Annotated in this window: 28 protein-coding genes; all 28 read left to right on the top strand. The window is 54.6% G+C overall.

Annotated elements, in window-relative coordinates; all coding sequences use genetic code 11:
• Positions 1 to 314 precede the first annotated feature (314 nt).
• The 28 genes from rpoC (at position 315) to rplO (ending at position 21401) form a co-directional block, all read left to right on the top strand.
• A complete protein-coding gene (rpoC, locus tag IEW18_RS01400; protein ID WP_188556030.1) occupies positions 315 to 4667 on the top strand; it encodes a DNA-directed RNA polymerase subunit beta' in 4353 nt (1450 codons plus the stop codon).
• A gap of 562 nt (positions 4668 to 5229) precedes the next feature.
• Positions 5230 to 5583: a DUF3467 domain-containing protein gene (locus IEW18_RS01405; RefSeq protein WP_188556031.1), complete on the top strand. Its 354-nt coding sequence runs from the start codon at positions 5230 to 5232 to the stop codon at positions 5581 to 5583.
• Between the two features lie 118 nt (positions 5584 to 5701).
• Positions 5702 to 6586, top strand: coding sequence for a hypothetical protein (locus IEW18_RS01410; RefSeq protein WP_188556032.1), 885 nt, complete (start codon positions 5702 to 5704; stop codon positions 6584 to 6586).
• Between the two features lie 205 nt (positions 6587 to 6791).
• Entirely contained in the window at positions 6792 to 7220 is a 429-nt protein-coding gene (gene rpsL / locus IEW18_RS01415; RefSeq protein ID WP_045688446.1) for a 30S ribosomal protein S12, read from the top strand.
• A gap of 85 nt (positions 7221 to 7305) precedes the next feature.
• Entirely contained in the window at positions 7306 to 7773 is a 468-nt protein-coding gene (gene rpsG / locus IEW18_RS01420; RefSeq protein ID WP_110976705.1) for a 30S ribosomal protein S7, read from the top strand.
• 106 nt (positions 7774 to 7879) lie between these two features.
• Positions 7880 to 10021, top strand: coding sequence for an elongation factor G (fusA, locus tag IEW18_RS01425; protein WP_188556033.1), 2142 nt, complete (start codon positions 7880 to 7882; stop codon positions 10019 to 10021).
• 21 nt (positions 10022 to 10042) lie between these two features.
• On the top strand, positions 10043 to 10348 hold the full coding sequence (gene rpsJ, locus IEW18_RS01430; RefSeq protein ID WP_022822123.1) for a 30S ribosomal protein S10: 306 nt from the start codon (positions 10043 to 10045) through the stop codon (positions 10346 to 10348).
• A 167-nt stretch (positions 10349 to 10515) separates the two neighbouring features.
• Positions 10516 to 11796, top strand: a complete 1281-nt coding sequence (locus IEW18_RS01435) for an O-antigen ligase family protein (protein ID WP_188556034.1) — start codon at positions 10516 to 10518, stop codon at positions 11794 to 11796.
• A gap of 295 nt (positions 11797 to 12091) precedes the next feature.
• Positions 12092 to 12712, top strand: a complete 621-nt coding sequence (gene rplC / locus IEW18_RS01440) for a 50S ribosomal protein L3 (protein ID WP_188556035.1) — start codon at positions 12092 to 12094, stop codon at positions 12710 to 12712.
• Positions 12713 to 12720: 8 nt separating this feature from the next.
• A complete protein-coding gene (rplD, locus tag IEW18_RS01445; protein WP_188556036.1) occupies positions 12721 to 13359 on the top strand; it encodes a 50S ribosomal protein L4 in 639 nt (212 codons plus the stop codon).
• Positions 13359 to 13646 (top strand): 50S ribosomal protein L23, encoded by a 288-nt coding sequence (gene rplW / locus IEW18_RS01450; RefSeq protein WP_188556037.1) that lies wholly within the window; start codon positions 13359 to 13361, stop codon positions 13644 to 13646. The genes rplD and rplW overlap by 1 nt, the downstream gene beginning before the upstream one ends.
• 39 nt (positions 13647 to 13685) lie before the next feature.
• Entirely contained in the window at positions 13686 to 14513 is an 828-nt protein-coding gene (gene rplB / locus IEW18_RS01455) for a 50S ribosomal protein L2 (RefSeq protein ID WP_188556038.1), read from the top strand.
• Positions 14514 to 14516: 3 nt separating this feature from the next.
• Complete coding sequence (gene rpsS, locus IEW18_RS01460; protein ID WP_044003251.1) at positions 14517 to 14795, top strand: 30S ribosomal protein S19; 279 nt, start codon at positions 14517 to 14519, stop codon at positions 14793 to 14795.
• A 1-nt stretch (position 14796) separates the two neighbouring features.
• Positions 14797 to 15279: a 50S ribosomal protein L22 gene (rplV, locus tag IEW18_RS01465; protein ID WP_188556039.1), complete on the top strand. Its 483-nt coding sequence runs from the start codon at positions 14797 to 14799 to the stop codon at positions 15277 to 15279.
• 5 nt (positions 15280 to 15284) lie between these two features.
• Positions 15285 to 16163: a 30S ribosomal protein S3 gene (gene rpsC, locus IEW18_RS01470; protein WP_188556040.1), complete on the top strand. Its 879-nt coding sequence runs from the start codon at positions 15285 to 15287 to the stop codon at positions 16161 to 16163.
• Positions 16164 to 16202: 39 nt separating this feature from the next.
• Entirely contained in the window at positions 16203 to 16625 is a 423-nt protein-coding gene (rplP, locus tag IEW18_RS01475) for a 50S ribosomal protein L16 (RefSeq protein WP_045688456.1), read from the top strand.
• A 3-nt stretch (positions 16626 to 16628) separates the two neighbouring features.
• On the top strand, positions 16629 to 16841 hold the full coding sequence (gene rpmC, locus IEW18_RS01480; RefSeq protein ID WP_188556041.1) for a 50S ribosomal protein L29: 213 nt from the start codon (positions 16629 to 16631) through the stop codon (positions 16839 to 16841).
• Between the two features lie 2 nt (positions 16842 to 16843).
• Positions 16844 to 17134 carry a 30S ribosomal protein S17 gene (gene rpsQ, locus IEW18_RS01485; RefSeq protein ID WP_188556042.1) on the top strand — a complete coding sequence of 97 codons (291 nt, stop codon included), beginning with the start codon at positions 16844 to 16846 and terminating at the stop codon, positions 17132 to 17134.
• A 1-nt stretch (position 17135) separates the two neighbouring features.
• Positions 17136 to 17504: a 50S ribosomal protein L14 gene (gene rplN, locus IEW18_RS01490; protein WP_045688459.1), complete on the top strand. Its 369-nt coding sequence runs from the start codon at positions 17136 to 17138 to the stop codon at positions 17502 to 17504.
• A gap of 3 nt (positions 17505 to 17507) precedes the next feature.
• Positions 17508 to 17771: a 50S ribosomal protein L24 gene (gene rplX, locus IEW18_RS01495; protein ID WP_139925674.1), complete on the top strand. Its 264-nt coding sequence runs from the start codon at positions 17508 to 17510 to the stop codon at positions 17769 to 17771.
• Between the two features lie 14 nt (positions 17772 to 17785).
• Positions 17786 to 18346: a 50S ribosomal protein L5 gene (gene rplE, locus IEW18_RS01500; RefSeq protein WP_188556043.1), complete on the top strand. Its 561-nt coding sequence runs from the start codon at positions 17786 to 17788 to the stop codon at positions 18344 to 18346.
• Positions 18339 to 18608, top strand: a complete 270-nt coding sequence (gene rpsN / locus IEW18_RS01505; RefSeq protein WP_088462455.1) for a 30S ribosomal protein S14 — start codon at positions 18339 to 18341, stop codon at positions 18606 to 18608. The genes rplE and rpsN overlap by 8 nt, the downstream gene beginning before the upstream one ends.
• A 198-nt stretch (positions 18609 to 18806) precedes the next feature.
• A complete protein-coding gene (gene rpsH / locus IEW18_RS01510) occupies positions 18807 to 19205 on the top strand; it encodes a 30S ribosomal protein S8 (protein ID WP_045688463.1) in 399 nt (132 codons plus the stop codon).
• A gap of 20 nt (positions 19206 to 19225) precedes the next feature.
• Entirely contained in the window at positions 19226 to 19780 is a 555-nt protein-coding gene (gene rplF / locus IEW18_RS01515; RefSeq protein WP_188556044.1) for a 50S ribosomal protein L6, read from the top strand.
• A 9-nt stretch (positions 19781 to 19789) separates the two neighbouring features.
• The gene (gene rplR / locus IEW18_RS01520; protein WP_188556045.1) at positions 19790 to 20140 is read left to right on the top strand and encodes a 50S ribosomal protein L18; all 351 of its coding nucleotides are present in this window, start codon (positions 19790 to 19792) and stop codon (positions 20138 to 20140) included.
• 6 nt (positions 20141 to 20146) lie between these two features.
• Positions 20147 to 20758: a 30S ribosomal protein S5 gene (rpsE, locus tag IEW18_RS01525; protein ID WP_229728546.1), complete on the top strand. Its 612-nt coding sequence runs from the start codon at positions 20147 to 20149 to the stop codon at positions 20756 to 20758.
• Positions 20759 to 20764: 6 nt separating this feature from the next.
• Positions 20765 to 20944 (top strand): 50S ribosomal protein L30, encoded by a 180-nt coding sequence (gene rpmD / locus IEW18_RS01530; protein ID WP_188556046.1) that lies wholly within the window; start codon positions 20765 to 20767, stop codon positions 20942 to 20944.
• 13 nt (positions 20945 to 20957) lie between these two features.
• A complete protein-coding gene (gene rplO / locus IEW18_RS01535) occupies positions 20958 to 21401 on the top strand; it encodes a 50S ribosomal protein L15 (RefSeq protein WP_188556047.1) in 444 nt (147 codons plus the stop codon).
• Positions 21402 to 21407 lie beyond the last annotated feature (6 nt).

Raw genomic sequence — 21407 nt, forward strand, 5'->3', positions numbered from 1 at the left:
CGGTATCGGCAGCCACTTTCAAGTCTTATCACATAAAGTACCTGCGGTTCGGTCAACCGATAACAGCCGCTGCCGGCGTCGTTCCGAGATATGGTCAGAACGATACTAAACCCCGGCGGCAACTGGCCGCAACTTGATTCAGCTCGCTGAATCACCCGATTACCAGACCTGGCGAAAACCTACTGCGCGGCGTACCTATCCGACCCGCAGAGCACTTTTCGCAGAGTCGAACTGTTATGTTCTTTCCGACTACTCTTAAGAATAGCGGAACCAACGAACAGATAAAAGCCACCAGCTAACAACAGCTACCCTACATGGCGTTTGCAAAAAACAAGAAACTGGTACAGGACTTCTCGAAAGTTACCATTTCGCTGGCCTCGCCCGAATCCATTCTGGAGCGGTCGAACGGTGAAGTAGTAAAGCCCGAGACGATCAACTACCGGACGTACAAGCCCGAAATGGGCGGCCTGTTTTGCGAGCGGATTTTCGGTCCCGTAAAGGACTGGGAATGCCACTGCGGCAAATACAAGCGAATTCGCTACAAAGGCATCATCTGCGACCGGTGCGGTGTGGAGGTGACCGAGAAGAAAGTACGTCGGGAGCGGATGGGCCACATCGAACTGGTGGTGCCCGTAGCGCACATCTGGTACTTTAAGTCCCTGCCTAACAAAATCGGCTACTTGCTGGGCCTACCCACCAAGAAGCTTGACCAGATTATCTATTACGAGCGGTACGTAGTGGTGCAGCCTGGTGTACTTGCCGAAGAAGGCGTACAGCAGCTGGACTTCCTGACCGAAGACGAATACCTCGACATCATCGACAAGCTCCCCCGGGAGAACCAGATGCTGCCAAACGAGGACCCCAACAAATTCATTGCCCGCATGGGGGCTGATGCGCTGCAACTCCTGCTGGAGCGCACCAACCTCGACGAGCTGTCGTACTCGTTGCGCGACTCGGCTGCCCACGAAACTTCGCAGCAGCGTAAAGCTGAGGCTCTGAAGCGTCTGCGCGTAGTGGAAGCGTTCCGCGACGCGGCTACCCGCATCGAGAACAAGCCCGAGTGGATGGTAATCCGCATGGTGCCGGTGATTCCGCCGGAACTGCGTCCCCTCGTGCCGTTGGATGGTGGTCGTTTCGCTACCTCCGACTTGAACGACCTGTACCGTCGCGTTATCATCCGTAACAACCGCCTCAAGCGCCTGATCGAAATCAAGGCTCCGGAGGTGATTCTGCGGAACGAGAAGCGCATGCTGCAGGAAGCCGTGGACTCGCTCTTCGATAACTCGCGTAAGGTAAACGCCGTGCGCGCCGAAGGTAACCGCGCCCTGAAGTCGCTGTCTGATATGCTGAAAGGCAAGCAGGGCCGCTTCCGTCAGAACCTGCTTGGTAAGCGTGTCGACTACTCTGGCCGTTCGGTTATTGTAGTAGGCCCCGAGCTGAAGCTGCACGAGTGCGGTCTGCCCAAAAATATGGCTGCTGAGCTGTTCAAGCCGTTTATCATCCGTAAGCTCATTGAGCGCGGCATCGTGAAAACGGTGAAGTCGGCCAAGAAAATCGTGGACCGTAAGGACGCCGTAGTATGGGACATCCTCGAGAACGTGCTCAAGGGTCACCCCGTACTGCTGAACCGTGCTCCTACGCTGCACCGCTTGGGTATCCAGGCATTCCAGCCCCGCCTCATCGAGGGTAAAGCTATCCAGCTGCACCCGCTGGTGTGTACCGCCTTCAACGCTGACTTTGACGGTGACCAGATGGCTGTGCACGTGCCCCTCGGCCCGGCCGCTATCCTGGAAGCCTCTATGCTGATGCTGGCCTCGCACAACATCCTGAACCCGGCCAACGGCGCGCCCATTGCGGTACCGTCGCAGGACATGGTTCTGGGCCTGTACTACGTAACCAAAGGCAAGCGCAGCACGGAAGAAGAGCAGATCCAGGGCGAAGGCCGCATGTTCTACTCGGACGAGGAAGTGGTTATTGCTCTCAACGAAGGTCAACTGTCAAAGCACGCCTACATCAAGGTGCGCACGCAGGTTCGCGACGAGGAAGATAACCTTGTTACAAAGATCATCGAAACCGTAGCCGGCCGCGTGCTGTTCAACCAGCTTGTGCCAGCCGAAGTAGGTTTCGTAGATGAGCTGCTGACCAAGAAAAAGCTGCAGCAGATCATTTCGATGGTGTTCAAGCGGACTGGTATGGCCCGCACCGCACAGTTCCTCGACGACATCAAGACGCTGGGCTTCCAGTCGGCTTACAAAGGTGGTCTGTCGATGGGTCTGGGCGACATCCAGATTCCGAAAGAGAAAGATGCCCTGGTTCTGCAAGCGCAGAACGACGTGAAGGCCGTTACGCAGAACTACCAGATGGGTCTGATTACCGACAACGAGCGTTACAACCAGGTTATCGACATCTGGACCCGCATCAACAACCAAATCACTGAAACCCTCATGGGTCGCCTCGAAAAGGAGAACCAGGGCTTCAACTCGATTTACATGATGATGCACTCCGGTGCCCGTGGTTCGCGTGAGCAGATTCGTCAGCTCGGTGGTATGCGGGGTCTGATGGCCAAGCCGCAGAAGTCGCTGCAGGGTTCGGTAGGTGAGATTATCGAAAACCCGATTCTGTCGAACTTCAAAGAAGGCCTGGACGTAATCGAGTACTTCATTTCGACTCACGGTGCCCGTAAGGGTCTGGCCGATACGGCTCTGAAAACGGCTGACGCCGGCTACCTGACTCGTCGTCTGGTAGACGTGTCGCAGGACGTAATCGTAAACGAAAACGACTGCGGTACCCTGCGTGGCATCGAAACCTTCGCGTTGAAAGACAACGAGGACGTAGTAGAGCCGCTGGCCGAGCGTATTCTGGGCCGCGTAGCCGTGCACGATATCATCGACCCGCTGACGGACGAGGTTATCCTCACTGCCGGTGATGAGATTACCGAGGAAGTTACCCGCCGCATCGATGCTACCAGCATTGAGTCGGTTGAGATTCGCTCGGTACTGACCTGCGAATCGAAGCGTGGTATCTGCGCCCGTTGCTACGGCCGTAACCTCTCGTCGGGCCGCATGGTCCAGAAGGGTGAGGCTGTTGGTGTAATTGCCGCCCAGTCCATTGGTGAGCCTGGTACTCAGCTGACCCTGCGTACCTTCCACGTAGGTGGTACGGCTTCCAACATTGCCGTGGAGGCTAGCCTGCGCGCCAAGTTCGCCGGTGTGGTGGAGTTCGAAGACATCCGGACCGTAGAAACCGCCAACGCCGATGGCGAGCCGGTGAAAGTGGTCATGGGTCGTTCGGGCGAAATTCGCATCGTAGAGAAAGGCACCGGCAAGGTGTTCATCTCCAACCACGTTCCCTACGGCTCTTTCCTGCTCGTTGACGAAGGTCAGGAGGTAGAGAAAGGCCAGGAGCTCAACAACTGGGACCCCTACAACGCCGTTATTCTGGCCGAGTTCGACGGTACCATTCAGTACGACGCCATTACGGAAGGCATCACCTACCGCGAGGAGTCGGATGAGCAGACGGGTCACCGTGAGAAAGTAATCATCGAATCGAAGGCGAAGGATCAGAACCCCGCCATCATCGTGCGCCCCGGCAAAAAGGGTGACATGGAAGGTTCGAAGGGTTACTCCATCCCGGTAGGTTCGCACTTGAACGTGGAGAACGGCGAGAAAATCAAGGCTGGTCAGATTCTGGCCAAGATTCCGCGTGCCGTGGGCAAAACCCGCGACATTACCGGTGGTTTGCCCCGCGTTACGGAGCTCTTCGAAGCCCGTAACCCCTCGAACCCGGCCGTGGTGTCGGAAATCGACGGGGTGGTAACCTACGGTACGGTGAAGCGTGGTAACCGTGAAATCTTCGTCGAGTCGAAAGACGGCGTCAAGAAGAAGTACATGGTGCCGCTGTCCAAGCACATTCTGGTGCAGGACAACGACTTCATCCGCGCGGGTGCTCCGCTGTCCGACGGTGCTATTACGCCTTCCGATATCCTGAGCATTCAGGGCCCCGGTGCCGTGCAGGAATACCTTGTGAACGAGATTCAGGAAGTATACCGCTTGCAGGGTGTGAAAATCAACGATAAGCACATCGAGGTAGTAGTTCGCCAGATGATGCAGAAAGTGGTGATTCTGGACGCTGGCGACACGTCGTTCCTCGAACACCAGGTAATCGACAAGATTATCTTCATGGAGGAAAACGATACCATCATCGACATGAAGGTGGTAACCAATGCCGGCGACTCAACGAACCTGAAGCCCGGTCAGATTGTGACGGCTCGTCGCCTGCGCGACGAGAACAGCAGCCTGCGCCGCCGCGACCTGCAGTTGGTGGAGGTGCGCGACGCGCAACCGTCCGTATCCCGCCCGACCCTGCAGGGTATCACCCAGGCGTCGTTGGGTACCCAGTCGTTCATCTCGGCCGCTTCCTTCCAGGAGACGACCAAGGTACTGTCGGAAGCCGCCATCCGTGGCAAGGCCGACGAACTGCTGGGCCTGAAGGAGAACGTAATCGTAGGTCACCTCATCCCGGCTGGTACCGGTCTGCGCGAGTACACGCGTCAGATTGTGGGGTCGAAGGAAGAGCTGGAAGCCGCCCAGGCTGCCAAGACCGACGATACGCCTGCTCCCGCCAAGCGGGGCGCCCGCGCTACGCGTCGCGAGTCGGTATCGGAGTAATCTGAACCGGAGTATATAAGAGAAGCCGGCTGGGGAAACCCGGCCGGCTTTTTTCTTATACTGCAGCTTCTACTTATAATACATGCAATGAGAACTGTTCGATATAACTCAATTGTATTCTGTATTCTCCTGTTTATGCTAGTAAGCTGGTATGTACTTGCTGACTTTGAAAGAACACAATACATCAGTCATCACACTGGCAAAGGTCAAAAAGATGTTATGACATTCATCGTTACACCTCAGTTCCTATTCGTTACTATAACAGCAGTACTGCTTATCTAAGAAAGAATTTATTCGGGAGAATAGTACAGAAGTTAACAGCAGCATTACTGTACTTTGTAGTCTTCATTAATACGCTTGACATTGCTATTCTTATTTACATAGCTATGGCACTTAGAAGCGAAGAAGACACTACAAGTTTTGTTCGGGACGAACCGATAAGGTATTTGCAGTGGGTACCTTTGATCTGCTACTTCATACTGCTTTTGCTCTTACGCTTTAGTAAACCTTCCAAAAAATTACCTGACGTAACGTTGCACCCCAACGCCAATCTTGATACCCCATGAACCAACCAATCAAACCTGAAGGCGACGCCGACGCGTCTCAACCCCAGGACCCTAACGCCATCAGCATCGAGCTGTCGGAGGAAATTGCCGAGGGCGAGTACGCCAACCTCGCCATGATTGCGCACAGCAACAGCGAGTTTGTCATTGACTTCATCCGGCTGATGCCTGGCTTGCCCAAAGCCAAGGTAAAGTCCCGCATCATCCTCACGCCCGAACACGCTAAGCGCTTGGTAGCGGCCTTGACGGAAAACATTGAACGGTTCGAGCAGGCCAACGGCGCAATCAAGGAGCAACCCAATGACGGCCCATTGTACCCAATGGGTTTTGGTGGTAAGGTAGGGGAAGCGTAATCCTGAGAATAATTATACGATAGTAAAGGCTTTTACCGAGTTGGTAGAAGCCTTTACTTATTTATGTTCAATTTCAGTCTTGCTTACTGGATGCTGGCGGGTCCGTTATCTTTGCGCCATGAACTCCCTGATTTATCTGGCTTTCGGCTCTGTTGACATTCGAAGCGAGGCTCTCTACAGCATCTTATCCTACTATCAGCAGGAGCCTACCCCCCAGCCGGATACGCAGATTTTGGTGTATACGGATGAGGCCGTGGCGTTCCAGCAGGTGCTCGGAAGCCGGCCTGATGTTCACTACCCCGTTGTTGCGCCCGAACAGTGGCAGGCGTGGCGTGGAGCAGCCAACAAAGTATACCTACTCAAGATTGGAATCTTGGAACACGCGGCGGCGCACTACCCCGGCAATCTGCTCTTCCTCGATACCGACACCATCTGGCGCCAAAGCCCCGCTACTTTATTCGGTGCTATTCAGGCCGGGCAGTTTTTCATGCACCAGAACGAAGGCTGCCTGATTTCGGGCAATACACTCAGCCGGAAAGTGTACCGGCACCTACGCGGGCACGAATGGAAGGTAGGCGGCAAAGTGTTCCAGGTGACTTCCGAAACCGAGCTGTTCAACTCCGGCGTTATCGCCCTGCGCAGTGACAAAGCCTACCTCCTACGGGAAGTAATGAGCTTGGCCGAGCAGCTCTACGTCACTTACAACAAGCACATGATGGAGCAGCTGGCTTTCAGCCTGCGCTTTGCCGCCGAAGGAACCATAACTGACGTGCCTGCTTACTTGTGGCATTATTGGAATCTGAAGGAAGCCCGGCCCGCCATCACCCGGGTCTTCAGCACGTACGGCAGCCATGGTTCAGCGGAGTTGCTGCGGCGACTACACCAGCTGAACCTACCCACGCTGCACGAACAGGAGCTAGCCTACCGGAACCTACCGAGCTGGCAGCGCACGTTGCGCAAGCTCACTGGTCGTCGGTGGCAGCTGCCGGCTTTTGAAGTGTAACTTGAGATAGTAAGGTAGGAGACCTTACTGAGAAGCCTAGCCAAACGCTAAGTACCAGTAAAAACGAGTTGGAAAGCAGCGGAAAACACGGCAGTGGTTTCCCTAAAATTAACTCTTTCAACCCGTTTGCTATTTCCAGGCAACTTCTATACCTTTGCAAGCCTAATTTTTGGGAGAGAACCCTCCTTGACAAAACATTCCGTAGATGCCTACCATCAATCAGTTAGTACGAAAAGGCCGCGAGAAGCTGACGACGAAGTCGAAGTCGCCGGCTCTTGACTCGTGCCCGCAGCGCCGTGGCGTTTGCACCCGTGTGTACACCACCACGCCTAAGAAGCCGAACTCGGCTATGCGTAAAGTTGCCCGTGTGCGCCTGACCAACGGCAAAGAAGTTAACGCCTACATCCCCGGTGAAGGCCACAACCTGCAGGAGCACAGCATCGTGCTGATCCGTGGTGGCCGCGTGAAAGACCTTCCCGGTGTGCGTTACCACATCATCCGTGGCGCCCTGGACACCGCTGGTGTAAACGGCCGTTTGCAGCGCCGCTCTAAGTACGGCGCTAAGCGTCCGAAGCCAGGCCAAGCTGCCGCAGCAGGCAAAGGTGGCAAACCCGCACCCGGCAAGAAAAAGTAATTGAATACGAGTACGGTAGTGCCCAGTGCCGGATAGCACATGGTTCTTATCCCACTGCTCGCTACCCACGCTCATTTCTACACCCATGAGAAAGTCAAAACCGAAGAAGCGCATCCTCCTGCCGGACCCCAAGTTCAAGGAGACGCTGGTAACCCGTTTCGTCAACTACATGATGTACGACGGGAAGAAAAACCTGGCCTACACCATTTTCTACGATGCCTGCGAACTGGTTGAGCAGCGCACCAAAGAAAGCGGCCTGGAGATGTGGCGCAAAGCCCTCAACAACGTAATGCCGACCGTGGAGGTGAAAAGCCGCCGCGTAGGGGGTGCTACCTTCCAGGTACCCACCGAGGTTCGTCCGGACCGTCGTATTGCGGTTGGCTCGAAGTGGCTGATTCAATATGCTCGTCGTCGTGGTGAGAAAACCATGAAGGACAAGCTGGCGGGCGAAATCATTGCCGCCGCCAAAGGTGAAGGTGCTGCCGTGAAGAAAAAGGACGACACGCACCGGATGGCAGAAGCCAACAAGGCTTTCTCGCACTTCCGCTTCTAATCAGACCTCGCAGGGGCTTTAGAAGTTGCCGGCTCCGGGAATGGGAAAAGCAATTTTCGCGTTCTACGAGCTCAACTACTAAAGTCCCTCCGTCACAAAAAAAGCAATGGCTGTTAATAAAGAACTGCAATACCTCCGGAACATCGGGATTATGGCGCACATCGACGCTGGTAAGACTACCACGTCGGAGCGCATTCTCTACTACACCGGTAAAACCCACAAAATCGGGGAAGTGCACGAAGGTGCCGCCACGATGGACTGGATGGAGCAGGAGCAGGAGCGTGGTATCACCATCACGTCGGCTGCTACTACGACCTTCTGGAACTACCCCACGGTACAGGGCGACCCGACTCCGGAAACCAAGCAATACAAGATCAACCTAATCGACACGCCCGGTCACGTGGACTTCACCGTAGAGGTAGAACGTTCACTGCGTGTTCTGGACGGTGCCGTGGCTCTGTTCTGCGCCGTTTCAGGCGTAGAGCCGCAGTCGGAAACCGTTTGGCGTCAGGCTGATAAATACAAAGTGCCGCGCATCTGCTTCGTTAACAAGATGGACCGCGCCGGTGCTGACTTCTTCAAAGCCGTTAACGAGATTAAAGAGAAGCTGGGCGCTACGCCCGTGCCGCTGCAAATCCCGATTGGCGCTGAAGACACCTTCAAAGGTGTAGTTGACCTGCTGACTGGCAAAGCCATCGTGTGGGACGACGAAACCCAGGGCAAAACCTACAAGGAAATCCCAGTTCCCGAGGACCTCGTGGACACGGTTGCCGAGTGGCGTGAGAAGCTCGTGGAAAGCGTAGCTGAGTACGACGACACGTTGATGGAGAAATTCTTCGACGACCCGGACTCCATCACGCGCGAAGAAATGATGGTGGTAATTCGCAAAGCGGTTATCGACATGAAGTTCTCGCCCGTAATGTGCGGCTCCGCCTTCAAAAATAAGGGTGTACAGTCGATGCTGGATGCCGTTATGGCCTATCTGCCGTCGCCGCTGGACATGCCTGCCATCATCGGTACCAACCCCGACACGGGCGAGGAAATCGAGCGTCACCCCGACAACGACGAGCCCTTCACCGCGCTGGCGTTCAAAATTGCTACCGACCCGTTCGTAGGCCGTCTGTGCTTCTTCCGCTGCTACAGCGGTCAGCTCGACGCTGGTTCGTACGTGTTCAACAACCGCACCGGCAAGAAGGAGCGTATCTCGCGCCTGATGCAGATGCACTCCAACAAGCAGAACCCCATCGACAAAATCCAGGCTGGTGACATTGCTGCCGGCGTGGGTTTCAAAGACATCAAGACTGGTGACACGCTGACCGACGAGAAGTCGCGCGTAGTACTGGAGTCGATGTCGTTCCCCGAGCCCGTTATCGGTTACGCCATTGAGCCCAAAACTCAGGCTGACGTGGATAAGATGGGTATGGCCATTGCCAAGCTCGTGGAAGAAGATCCTACCCTGGTGGTACAGACGGACCCCGAGACGGGCCAGACCGTACTGAAAGGTATGGGTGAGCTTCACCTTGAAATCATCATCGACCGGATGCGTCGGGAGTTCAAGGTGGAAATCAACCAGGGTGCTCCGCAGGTAGCGTACAAAGAAGTGCTGACCAAAACGGTTGAGCACCGGGAAACCTACAAGAAGCAGACCGGTGGTCGTGGTAAGTTCGGTGACATTGTATTCGAACTCGGTCCGAAACTGACTGAGCCTGAAAAGCCAGGTCTAGAGTTCGTAAACGATATCACGGGTGGTGTTATCCCCCGCGAATTCATTGCGCCGGTTCAGAAAGGTTTCGAAGAAGCCATGAAGAACGGTCCGCTTGCGGGCTTCCCCATCGAAGGCATGCGCGTACGTCTGTTCTTCGGTTCGTACCACGACGTTGACTCGGACGCTCTGTCGTTCGAACTCGCCGCCCGTGGTGGTTTCCGCGAAGCTGGCAAGCAAGCCGGTCCGAAACTGCTCGAGCCCATCATGGCTGTGGAAGTAGTTTCGCCGGATGAGTACACCGGCTCGGTAACAGGTGACCTGAACCGTCGTCGTGGTATCATGAAAGGCATGGACACGAAAGGTGGTGCCAACGTTATCAAGGCTGACGTTCCGCTGTCGGAGCTGTTCGGCTACGTGACGTCGCTGCGCACTATTTCGTCGGGCCGCGCTTCTGCCTCGCTGACGTTCTCGCACTACGACCAGGTGCCTGCTAACCTTGCTGAAGGCATCATCGCCAAGCAAAAAGGTAACGCCATTCGCTAATACCGCTTTCATTCAACAGACATGAACCAGAAGATTCGCATCAAACTCAAATCCTACGACCACAACCTGGTGGACAAATCGTCGGAGAAGATTGTGAAGGCGGTGAAGGCTACGGGCGCTATCGTAAGCGGCCCCATTCCATTGCCGACCGACAAGGAAAAATTCACCGTGCTTCGTTCGCCCCACGTGAACAAGAAGTCGCGGGAGCAATTTCAGCTCTGCACCTACAAGCGCCTCGTGGACATCTACTCGACTTCGTCGAAGACGGTAGACGCCCTGATGAAGCTGGAACTGCCCAGCGGCGTAGACGTTGAAATCAAAGTCTGAGGACTGATTTCCTAGTTGCTTAAGCAAAACACCCCACTGGTTTTCGAAGCCAGTGGGGTGTTTTGTTTTTAATCGATGCAACTTGTGCCTACGGTAAAAGCTCAGCCATACAGCAGAGCTAGCTCTATTTTTGCCAATAGAGACCCTTGTGTCCAGTATTGTGTTGCATGACTTCTTCCCTGGGATCTATCCTAACTCTTCACCGGCTGCTGGTAGCCGCTACCTTTTTTTGCGCTTGCATCATTGTAGGGCTGTTCACGAGTACTTTCTTTCGCATCTTGCCCAGCATTGGCATGGCCGGTATTCTAGTGACTGGGCTTCTGTGCTACGGGTTGCATAGAGCGGAATACAGCCGATTCAATACTGTTGCGTACGGCGCCTTTCTGCTGGTTTACGTGATTCACCTCGGCTCCGGCTGGCTGACCTCCGCCGATAACTGGGGGGGGTATCAGCGCGACCTGGTCTTGCAATTGCCCTTCCTGATTTTGCCGCTTGGCTTCTGGCTGCTACCTCCTCTGCCCGCAAGCTACCTACGTGGGCTATGGCTAACTCTTGTTGCTGCAACGTTACTAGCTGCGCTATTGAGCACGGGCAACTATTTGCTGCATTTCGATCAAATTAATGAGCTATATCTACACTCCAAGGTAATGCCCACGGAACCTGATCATATCAGGTTCAGCCTTATCGTTACCCTTGCCATTGCAGCTGGGGCAGCACTAGCAGCTCATGGGAATACAAAAGGCGTTGCCAAAGCAGGATTGATAGCTGTGCTAGTGGCTCTGGCTCTGTACCAGCACATGCTGGCTGTGCGCAGCGGGCTGATAACCTTTTATTTTCTAGGTGGAGTAGCGTGCTTGTGGTTGCTGTTCCGGCAACGGAATTTCCGGCAAGCAGCAGCCGTGGCAACAGCGCTTATCCTGCTACCTCTCGTAAGCTACGTCTGCTTTCCAACCTTCCGAAACAAGTTCGCCAATACGAAGGAGGACGTCGGCCAGGTTGGGAACACAGCCTCCGCCAACAACTATTCACTAGTAGGCCGGGTGTACTCTTACAAAGTGGCCCTGAAAGTGATTCAGGATAATTTGTGGGTAGGAGTAGGGAAGGCTGACATTGAAGACGAAATGGCTACCCGGTACCGGCGGGAGTTTCCCATGATTCAAGCAGGAGCCTATATCCAACCTCACAACCAATACCTGTACTCAACGGTTGCCTTCGGAATAGCCGGACTCATTCTATTCATTGTTGGGTTTTACTACGCGGGCCTGTGTATCTGGCCCCGCTATGCTCCTCTGCTACTAGCGCAGTACCTTATTGTGACCTTATCTTTTCTGGTTGAGTACACGCTGGAAACGCAAATCGGGCTAGCATTTGCCCTATTCTTCCTGTTGCTTGCCCTAGAAGGCAGCAAGCCCATTAGGGCCCAAGAAAGCGAATGGCGGCCAGCTTAACTGGCTACCGTTGCTAGTCCAAACCAGATTTTGGATTTTACCGCAGCTCAGGTTTGCAGTTACTTCTCTGGGGTGGCAATAAGAGGTTGATAAGGCCACATGTTGCACCTGAACCATTCCCCTCAAAAGTGGCTGAGGATCAGGCGAGCCCGGTAGGAGGGAGCCTAACTACGTGGTACTGAAAATATTTCAGGACGTGGTTAGATTATCAGACAACAATTTCCTAGCTTTGCACTCCATTTCCGAAAACGCCACTTGGGCGTTTTCAAGTGTGTCTTTTTTAAAAACCAACAGAATGCCTGGCATCATCGGTAAGAAAATCGGTATGACAAGCCTCTTCACTCCGGACGGGAAGAACATTCCCTGCACGCTCATTGAGGCGGGTCCGTGCGTAGTGACGCAGGTTAAGACCATCGAAACGGACGGCTACACGGCCATCCAGCTCGGCTACGGCGAGAAAAAGGCGAAGAACACCACCAAAGCACTGGCTGGTCACTTCGCGAAAGCCGGAACCACCCCCAAGAAAAAACTCGTTGAGTTCCGCACCGACGAGGCTGGCACCTTTGCTGCCGGCTCTACCATCGACGCTACCCTCTTCGAGGAAGGCGAATTCGTTGACGTAGTAGGTACCTCAAAAGGTAAAGGTTTCCAGGGCGTTGTAAAGCGCTACAACTTTGCTGGTGTGGGTGGCCAAACGCACGGCCAGCACAACCGTGGTCGTCACCCCGGTTCTATCGGTGCTTGCTCCTGGCCTTCGCGCGTATTCAAAGGAATGCGCATGGGTGGCCGCATGGGCAACGACCGGGTGAAAGTGCAGAACCTGAAGGTGATGCGCATTGTAGCCGACAAGAACCTCATCGTGGTGAGCGGCTCGGTTCCCGGTGCCAAGAACTCTTTCGTGGTCCTGGAAAAATAACCTAGCAAATGGAACTGTCAGTATATAACATCAAAGGCGAAGACACCGGCCGTAAGGTTACCCTGTCTGACGCCATCTTCGGTCTGGAGCCGAACGAGCACGTGATGTACCTCGACGTGAAGCAGTACTTGGCCAATCAGCGCCAGGGTACGCACAAGTCGAAGCAGCGCAACGAAGTGCACGGCACTACCAAGAAGCTGAAGAAGCAAAAAGGCACCGGTGGTGCTCGTGCCGGCTCCATGAAGTCGGGTGTATTCGTAGGTGGTGGCCGTATTTTCGGTCCTGAGCCCCGCGACTACGGCTTCAAGCTGAACAAAAAAACCAAGCGTCTTGCTCGTCTGTCGGCTCTGTCGAGCTTGGCCAAAGACGGCAAGGTAGCCCTAGTAGAGAACATCACCCTGTCGGCCCCCAAGACCAAGGATTTCCTAAGCATCCTGAACGGTCTGAAGCTGAACAACGGCAAGAAGACTCTGCTGGTAACCGGCTCGGTTGATAAAAACGTGGTGCTGTCGGCCCGCAACATCCAGCGCGTGAGCGTAGCTACTCCGGTGGCTCTAAACACCCACGACCTGCTGAACACCGACACGCTGCTGCTGTCGGAGGATGGCCTGACGGCATTGGAACAACTCTATACCACTGCTGAGTAATGAGCATCCTGAAGAAGCCCATCGTGACCGAGAAGGCCACGGCTCTGAACGAAAAAGGCCAGTACGCCTTTGAAGTTACGCGCGAAGCGAACAAGGTTCAGATCAAGAAAGAGATTGAGCAACTGTACGGGGTAACGGTAACGGGCATCAGCACGATCCGCACCATCGGCAAAGTGAAATCGAAGTTCACGAAAGGCGGCGCCGTTTCAGGTCGTCGCGCCCATGGCAAAAAAGCCATCGTGACCGTGAAAGAAGGCGACGTTATCGACTTCTACAGCAGCCTGTAGGCCTGCTTCCCGCCAAGACATTTCCTTTAAGCAAGAGTAATGGCACTCAAGAAACTAAGACCAACATCACCGGGTCAGCGCTTCCGCATCGCCCCGGCCTTCGACGAGATTACTGCGTCGACGCCGGAGAAGTCGCTGTTGGCACCCCTCAAAAACTCCGGTGGCCGTAACAACTCGGGCAAAATGTCCAACCGCTACATCGGCGGTGGTCACAAAGCCAAGTACCGTATCATTGACTTCAAGCGTGACAAGGCCACAGTGCCCGCCACGGTGAAGACGATTGAGTACGACCCCAACCGCACCGCTCGTATTGCCTTGCTGCAGTACGCTGATGGCGAGAAGCGCTACATCATTGCTCCTGCTGGTCTGACCGTAGGCGCTTCGGTAGTGTCGGGTTCAGGCGTGGCTCCGGAGGTAGGCAATGCCCTTCCCCTGCGCGAGATTCCGCTGGGTACTATCGTGCACAACATTGAGCTGATGCCCGGCAACGGTGCTGCTATGGCTCGTTCGGCTGGTACATACGCCCAGCTGGTTGCCCGCGAAGACAAATACGCTACCCTGAAACTGCCTTCCGGCGAAATGCGCATGGTACTGGTTACCTGCATGGCCACGGTTGGTACCGTTTCGAATGGTGACCACATGAACGTACGTCTCGGCAAAGCCGGTCGTAACCGTTGGTTGGGTCGTCGTCCGCGCGTTCGTGGTGTCGCTATGAACCCTGTCGATCACCCCATGGGTGGTGGTGAAGGTAAGTCGTCGGGTGGTCACCCACGCAGCCGTAACGGTATCTTCGCTAAAGGCCAGAAGACCCGGAACAAGAACAAGTATTCCGAGCAGCTCATCGTTAACCGCAAAGGCAAGAAGTAAGCAATGGCACGTTCACTAAAAAAAGGGCCGTACATTGACTTCCGGCTCGAGAAGAAAGTAACGGCAATGGATGAGTCCGGCAAAAAGTCGGTGGTGAAGACCTGGTCGCGCCGCTCGATGATTTCGCCTGATTTCGTTGGCCACACCTTCGCCGTGCACAACGGCAATAAGTTCATCCCGGTATATGTGACGGAGAACATGGTAGGACACAAGCTCGGTGAGTTTGCTCCGACCCGTAACTTCCGCGGCCACATTGCCAAGAAAGATAAAGGCAAGCGCTAAGATGGAAGCAGTAGCTAAACTCCGTAATGTGCCCACCTCGCCGCGCAAGATGCGCTTGGTGGCCAACCTGGTGCGCGGTCAGAAAGTAACCCGTGCCCTCGGCCTGCTGAAATTCGAGGCTAACTCCGGTGCTGCCCGCGTTGAAAAACTGCTTTTGTCGGCTCTGGCCAACTGGCAGCAGAAAAACGAGGATGAGCGCATCGAAGATGCCAACCTCTATATCAAAGAGATTTTTGTGGACGAAGGACGTATGCTGAAGCGTTTGCGCCCCGCCCCCCAGGGTCGTGGTCACCGCATCCGCAAGCGTAGCAACCACGTGACGATGGTGATTGATTCGAAAGTAGAACCGCTGGGTAGCAAAGCTGCCGCTAAGCAGGCTGCTGAAACGAAAAGCACCGATGCTAACGTTGAAGCCAAACCTAAGACTACCCGTCGCAGCTCGGCTAAGAAATCCACCGAAACCACGGCTCAGGCCACCGCATAAGCACTATGGGACAGAAAGTAAATCCGGTTGGCTTCCGTCTGGGCGTCATCAAAGGATGGGACTCGAACTGGTACGGTGGCAAGGACTTTGCCGACAAGCTGGTTGAGGACGAAAAAATCCGCAAATACATCAACGCTCGTATCCCGAAAGGTGGCATCAGCCGCATCGTAATCGAGCGTACGCTGAAGCGCGTTACCATTACTATCAACACGGCTCGTCCGGGGGTAGTAATCGGTAAAGGTGGCGCCGAGGTTGACAAGATCAAGGACGAGCTGAAGCAGATTACTGGCAAAGACGTTCAGATCAATATCTTCGAGATCAAGCGTCCGGAACTCGACGCTAAGCTGGTAGGTGAGAGCATTGCTCAGCAGCTTCAGGCTCGTATCTCGTTCCGTCGCGCTATGAAAATGGCGATTCAGGCTGCCCTGCGTGTTGGTGCCGAAGGCATCAAGATTCAGTGCGGTGGCCGTTTGGGCGGGGCTGAAATTGCTCGCTCCGAGCAGTACAAGGAAGGCCGCACTCCACTGCACACCCTACGTGCTGACATTGACTATGCTTTGTCTGAAGCTCAGACGGTGTATGGTAAAATCGGTATCAAAGTGTGGGTAATGCGTGGTGAAGTGTTCGGTAAGCCCGACCTCTCTCCGAACCAGCAGCCTGCCGGTGGCCAGGGTGGCGAAAGCCGTGGCAACGACCGTGGCCCGCGCGGCGAGCGTGGTGACCGTGGCGGTGACCGTGGCCCGCGTCGTGACCGGAATGATCGTGGCGGCGAAGGCCGTGGCGGTGACAACCGGGGCGGTCAGGGTGCCGGTGGCCAGCGTCGTGGTGGTGGCCCAGGTGGTCAGAACCGCGGTGGCCAGGGCGGTGGCGCCCCCCGTCGCTAGCCTTTTTCTTTTCTCTCGAATTTCAATTCTAGATAACTCATGTTACAACCGAAAAGGACCAAGTATCGCAAGATGCAAAAGGGTCGCGTGCATGGCTTAGCCCACCGCGGCAGCTCCATTGACTTCGGTTCGTTCGCTATCAAGTCGCTGGAACAGGCATGGATTACGGCTCGCCAGATTGAGGCTGCTCGTATTGCCATGACCCGCGCCATGAAACGCGAAGGTCAAGTATGGATCCGCATTTTTCCGGATAAGCCCATTACCAAGAAGCCCGCTGAGGTTCGGATGGGTAAGGGTAAAGGTTCGCCCGAGTATTGGGTAGCCGTAGTGAAGCCCGGTACCATTCTGTTCGAATCCGACGGCGTTTCGCTGGAAGTAGCGCAGGAGTCGCTGCGTCTGGCTGCGCAGAAGCTGCCAGTACGTACCTCGTTTGTTGTTCGTCGCGACTATCAAGAAGCTTAAAAGATGAAGAACGCCGAAATCCGCGCCCTCTCTATTGAGGACCTCAAAAATCAAATCAAGACGGAGCAGACCAACGGTCAGAACATGCGTTTCGCGCATGCTATTTCCCCGCTGGAAAACCCGATTCGTCTGAAGCAAGCCCGCAAAAATGTCGCCCGTCTGCTGACCGAGTTGAAGCGTCGCGAGAACGAGCAGGCTACTAACTCTGCTAACTAACGATGGCAAGCAACGAAGAACAGCAGGCAACGGCCGCCACGGAGCGGAACCTGCGCAAAGAAATCATCGGGCGCGTTACCTCATCCAAAATGGACAAGTCCATTACGGTGATGGTAGAAAGCAAAATGAAGCACCCGATCTACGGTAAATTCGTTACCAAGTCGACCAAGTTTATGGCTCACGACGAGAATAACGAATGCGGCGAAGGTGATACGGTTCGTATCATGTCGACCCGTCCGTTGAGCAAGAACAAACGCTGGAGACTGGTAGAAATCGTAGAACGCGCCAAGTAAGATGATACAGCAAGAATCCCGTCTGACCGTCGCTGATAACAGCGGCGCCAAAGAAGTTCTCTGCATTCGTGTCCTCGGTGGCACGGGCAAGAAATACGCCAGTGTAGGCGACAAGATTGTAGTGGCAATCAAGTCGGCTATTCCTTCCGGCAACGCCAAGAAAGGTGCTGTTTCGAAGGCAGTAGTAGTTCGCACGAAAAAGGAAATCCGTCGTAAAGACGGCTCTTACATCCGTTTCGACGACAACGCTGCTGTACTGCTCAACAATAACGACGAGCCCCGCGGTACTCGCATCTTCGGCCCCGTGGCCCGCGAACTGCGCGAGAAGCAGTTCATGAAGATTGTTTCGCTGGCTCCTGAAGTTCTCTAAGCAATGGCAACGAAAACGAAAGCAACGCCCGCGAAACTGCACGTAAAAACTGGTGACACCGTTCTGGTGATTTCCGGCGACGAGAAAGGCAAAACCGGTGTAATTAAGTCGGTGAACCGTTCGACGCAGCGTGTTATCGTGGAAGGCCTGAACCTGGCAACTAAGCACAACAAACCCAGTGCGAAGAACCCCCAGGGCGGCATCACCAAGATCGAGGCACCGATTCACGTGAGCAACGTGAAGCGCGTTGAATCGACCAACGCCTAATCTGCTCTACGACCATGGCTCGACTGAAAGATAAATATCAAAAAGAAGTAGTACCGGCGCTCCAGGAGAAATTCCAGTTCAAGAGCATCATGCAGGTACCGCGCATCACCAAGATCTGCATCAACCGTGGCATTGGCTCAGCAGTAGCTGACAAGAAGCTGGTGGATAACGGTGTAGATGAGCTGACGACCATCACTGGTCAGAAAGCCGTTGCTACCATCGCCAAGCGGTCGGTATCGAACTTCAAGCTGCGTGAAGGCATGCCCATCGGCGCCCGCGTTACCCTGCGTGGCAACCAGATGTACGAATTCCTTGACCGTTTGCTGACCGTGGCTCTGCCCCGCGTTCGTGACTTCAAAGGCATCAACGATAAAGGCTTCGATGGCCGGGGTAACTACACCCTGGGCATCAAGGAGCAGATTATCTTCCCCGAGATTTCGATTGACAAAATCAAATCGATTTCCGGTATGGATATTACCTTCGTAACGACGGCTGAAAACGACGAGCAGAGCTATGAGCTGCTGCGCGCCTTCGGAATGCCGTTCGCTAACGCCAAGAAACAGAACAATGGCTAAGGAATCAATGAAAGCACGGGAGCGGAAGCGTATTGCTACCGTAGCCCGTTACGCCGAGAAGCGCAAGGCTCTGAAAGAGGCTGGCGACTACGAAGGTCTGGACAAGCTGCCCCGCAATGCCTCGCCCGTGCGCTTGCACAACCGCGACAAAATTGATGGCCGTCCCCGTGGTTACATGCGTAAGTTTGGCATTAGCCGCGTACGTTTCCGCGAAATGGCTCTCGCCGGCAAAATCCCCGGCGTGACCAAGTCCAGCTGGTAATACCGCTGTTCTCCTGCCAAACCAGAGCTTTCTGTAAGGCATTGTTATTTGGCAGGTTGCCGAAAGAAACCATTGGCCGAGCCTCAATAAGCCGAGCCGAGTAGTCTTAACCGAAAATTTCGTCGCCTCTTTCCGTGGCGGCGAAATTTTCATATCTTTGCGGCTCCCTAAAAATGGGCGCTTCATTTTTACAACCGAATGAACACAGATCCAATTGCCGACTACCTGACCCGGGTGCGCAATGCCATCAAGGCAAACCACCGGGTAGTAGAAATCCCGGCCAGCAACATCAAAAAGGAGATTACGAAGGTGCTCTACAAAAAGGGCTACATTCAGAGCTACCGGTTTGATGACGCCGCAGTACAAGGCACGATTAAAATCGCGCTGAAGTATAACCCGGCTACTAAAAAGCCCGCCATCACGAAGTTGGAGCGCATCAGCACCCCGGGTCTGCGTCAGTACGCCCATGTGGAGAACTTGCCCCGCGTACTAAGCGGTCTGGGTATTGCGATTCTGTCGACGTCGAAGGGCGTGATGACGGAGAAAGAGGCGAAAGCCGAGAACGTGGGCGGCGAAGTGCTGTGCTACGTCTACTAATCTGAAAGGAAAACGAGACTATGTCACGCATTGGTAAACTGCCCATCAGCCTGCCCGCCAACGTGCAGGTTGAAGTGAGCAACGAAAACACGGTAACCGTGAAGGGCCCCAAGGGCACCCTGACTGTTCCGGTTGACCGCGACATTACTGTAGCTACCGAAGATGGTCAGCTGGTAGTGACCCGTCCTACCGAGCAGAAACGCCACAAGGCCATGCATGGCCTGTACCGCTCGCTGCTGAACAACGCCGTTAACGGTGTTAGCAACGGTTTGGAAGAAAAGCTGGAACTGGTAGGTGTAGGTTACAAAGCCGCCATGGCTGGTACCACCCTCGAGTTGTCGCTGGGTTACTCGCACAACATCTTCCTGGCTTTGCCCAAGGAGGTAACGGCTACGGCTGTAACGGAAAAAGGTAAAAACCCTATCGTTACGCTGACCAGCATTGATAAGCAACTGCTGGGCCAGGTGGCCGCTAAGATTCGCTCGTTGCGCAAAGTTGAGCCCTATAAAGGCAAAGGCGTGCGCTTCGTGGGTGAGCAGATTCGTCGTAAGGCTGGTAAAACAGCTTCGAAATAACATCACACCATGGCTTTCGATAAAGCAACTAGAAGAAAACGGATCCAGCGCATCATCCGCACTAAGGTGTCTGGCACGTCCGAGCGTCCGCGTTTGTCGGTATTTCGCAGCAATACGGGCATCTATGCTCAAATTATTGACGATACAACCGGTCACACCCTGGCGTCTGCTTCCTCGAAGCACGTATCGGTGGAAGGGGGCAACGGAGTCGCCCTCGCTGCCGCAGTCGGCAAAGAGCTTGCCGCCCGTGCTACAGGAAAAGGAATTTCGAAAGTGGTATTTGACCGTTCCGGTTACCTCTACCACGGCCGCGTAAAATCATTGGCAGAAGGAGCCCGCGAAGGCGGCCTCAATTTCTAAATCATCATGGCAGAATTTAACACCGGCAACCGTGGTGGTAGCGGCGATAACCGTGGCGGCGGCAATGACCGTCGTGGTGGTGGCAATGACCGTCGCGGCAATGACCGTAACAATGAGCAGCAGTCCCGTACCGGTGACTCTGATCTGAAAGAGAAAGTGGTTGCTATCAACCGCGTCGCCAAAGTAGTGAAAGGCGGTCGTCGCTTTAGCTTCTCGGCCATCGTAGTAGTAGGTGACGGTAACGGCACTGTAGGCTACGGCCTCGGCAAAGCCAATGAAGTAACCGACGCCATTGCCAAAGGCATTGACGACGCGAAGAAAAACTTGGTGAAGGTTCCGCTGTACAAGCACACGGTTCCTCACGTAATGGAAGGTAAGTACTCGGGTGGTTTTGTGCTGGTTCAGCCGGCTGCTGCTGGTACGGGTGTAATTGCAGGCGGTGCTATGCGCGCTGTTTTCGAAAGCGCTGGTATCAAAGACGTACTCGCTAAGTCGAAAGGCTCGTCGAACCCTCACAACGTGGTAAAGGCTACCTTCGACGCCCTGCTGAAGATGCGTGACCCCATGCAGATTGCCCAGCAGCGTGGCATCACTCTCTCCCAAGTTTTTAACGGCTAAGAGCAGATGGCACAGATCCAAATCAAACTCGTAAAGAGCGTTATCGACCGCCCCGAGCGTCAGAAGCGCACTGTAAAGGCCCTGGGCCTCGGCAAAATCGGCAGCACCAAGGCAGTAGAAAATACGCCTCAGGTAGCTGGTATGATTCACGCCGTACAGCACCTGTTGGAAGTAACCGAACTCTAGGAATCTCCCGAAAATGAATCTCAGCAATCTCCAACCCGCCGCTGGCTCCACGCGCAATGTAAAGCGTATTGGTCGCGGTACGGGTTCCGGCCGTGGCGGCACCTCGACGCGCGGTCACAAAGGTGCCAAGTCCCGTTCGGGTTACTCCAAGAAGTCGGGCTTCGAAGGCGGTCAAATGCCTCTGCAGCGCCGGGTACCGAAATTCGGTTTCAAAAACATCAACCGCGTTGAGTACAAAGCCGTCAACCTTGACGTGCTGGCTGCCCTCACGGAGAACGGCACTACTACGCTGGATGCTGCTTTCTTCGTGAATGCCGGTTTGGCTTCGAAAAACGCCAAGATTAAAGTTCTGGGCCGTGGTGAAATCACCCAGGCTTTGGAAGTACATGCTCACGCTTTCTCTAAGTCGGCTGTTGAAGCCATTGAGAAGGCTGGTGGCAAAGCTGTAACGCTGTAGCGTTTA

Source organism: Hymenobacter glacieicola (genome assembly GCF_014640315.1).
In the GTDB taxonomy this organism is placed as follows: Bacteria; Bacteroidota; Bacteroidia; order Cytophagales; family Hymenobacteraceae; genus Hymenobacter; species Hymenobacter glacieicola.

Bases quoted from the DNA above. Each gene is read 5' to 3' on its own strand.
- rplO (WP_188556047.1), top strand. From the start codon at position 20,958: ATGAATCTCAGCAATCTCCAACCCGCCGCTGGCTCCACGCGCAATGTA.
- IEW18_RS01410 (WP_188556032.1), top strand. From the start codon at position 5,702: ATGAACTCCCTGATTTATCTGGCTTTCGGCTCTGTTGACATTCGAAGC.
- rplP (WP_045688456.1), top strand. From the start codon at position 16,203: ATGTTACAACCGAAAAGGACCAAGTATCGCAAGATGCAAAAGGGTCGC.
- rpsS (WP_044003251.1), top strand. From the start codon at position 14,517: ATGGCACGTTCACTAAAAAAAGGGCCGTACATTGACTTCCGGCTCGAG.
- rpoC (WP_188556030.1), top strand. From the start codon at position 315: ATGGCGTTTGCAAAAAACAAGAAACTGGTACAGGACTTCTCGAAAGTT.
- rplF (WP_188556044.1), top strand. From the start codon at position 19,226: ATGTCACGCATTGGTAAACTGCCCATCAGCCTGCCCGCCAACGTGCAG.
- rplN (WP_045688459.1), top strand. From the start codon at position 17,136: ATGATACAGCAAGAATCCCGTCTGACCGTCGCTGATAACAGCGGCGCC.
- rplE (WP_188556043.1), top strand. From the start codon at position 17,786: ATGGCTCGACTGAAAGATAAATATCAAAAAGAAGTAGTACCGGCGCTC.
- IEW18_RS01405 (WP_188556031.1), top strand. From the start codon at position 5,230: ATGAACCAACCAATCAAACCTGAAGGCGACGCCGACGCGTCTCAACCC.
- rplV (WP_188556039.1), top strand. From the start codon at position 14,797: ATGGAAGCAGTAGCTAAACTCCGTAATGTGCCCACCTCGCCGCGCAAG.
- IEW18_RS01435 (WP_188556034.1), top strand. From the start codon at position 10,516: ATGACTTCTTCCCTGGGATCTATCCTAACTCTTCACCGGCTGCTGGTA.
- rpsE (WP_229728546.1), top strand. From the start codon at position 20,147: ATGGCAGAATTTAACACCGGCAACCGTGGTGGTAGCGGCGATAACCGT.
- rpsG (WP_110976705.1), top strand. From the start codon at position 7,306: ATGAGAAAGTCAAAACCGAAGAAGCGCATCCTCCTGCCGGACCCCAAG.
- rpsN (WP_088462455.1), top strand. From the start codon at position 18,339: ATGGCTAAGGAATCAATGAAAGCACGGGAGCGGAAGCGTATTGCTACC.
- rpsC (WP_188556040.1), top strand. From the start codon at position 15,285: ATGGGACAGAAAGTAAATCCGGTTGGCTTCCGTCTGGGCGTCATCAAA.
- rpsQ (WP_188556042.1), top strand. From the start codon at position 16,844: ATGGCAAGCAACGAAGAACAGCAGGCAACGGCCGCCACGGAGCGGAAC.
- rplC (WP_188556035.1), top strand. From the start codon at position 12,092: ATGCCTGGCATCATCGGTAAGAAAATCGGTATGACAAGCCTCTTCACT.
- rpmC (WP_188556041.1), top strand. From the start codon at position 16,629: ATGAAGAACGCCGAAATCCGCGCCCTCTCTATTGAGGACCTCAAAAAT.
- rplW (WP_188556037.1), top strand. From the start codon at position 13,359: ATGAGCATCCTGAAGAAGCCCATCGTGACCGAGAAGGCCACGGCTCTG.
- rplR (WP_188556045.1), top strand. From the start codon at position 19,790: ATGGCTTTCGATAAAGCAACTAGAAGAAAACGGATCCAGCGCATCATC.
- rplB (WP_188556038.1), top strand. From the start codon at position 13,686: ATGGCACTCAAGAAACTAAGACCAACATCACCGGGTCAGCGCTTCCGC.
- rpsH (WP_045688463.1), top strand. From the start codon at position 18,807: ATGAACACAGATCCAATTGCCGACTACCTGACCCGGGTGCGCAATGCC.
- fusA (WP_188556033.1), top strand. From the start codon at position 7,880: ATGGCTGTTAATAAAGAACTGCAATACCTCCGGAACATCGGGATTATG.
- rpsJ (WP_022822123.1), top strand. From the start codon at position 10,043: ATGAACCAGAAGATTCGCATCAAACTCAAATCCTACGACCACAACCTG.
- rpmD (WP_188556046.1), top strand. From the start codon at position 20,765: ATGGCACAGATCCAAATCAAACTCGTAAAGAGCGTTATCGACCGCCCC.
- rpsL (WP_045688446.1), top strand. From the start codon at position 6,792: ATGCCTACCATCAATCAGTTAGTACGAAAAGGCCGCGAGAAGCTGACG.
- rplD (WP_188556036.1), top strand. From the start codon at position 12,721: ATGGAACTGTCAGTATATAACATCAAAGGCGAAGACACCGGCCGTAAG.
- rplX (WP_139925674.1), top strand. From the start codon at position 17,508: ATGGCAACGAAAACGAAAGCAACGCCCGCGAAACTGCACGTAAAAACT.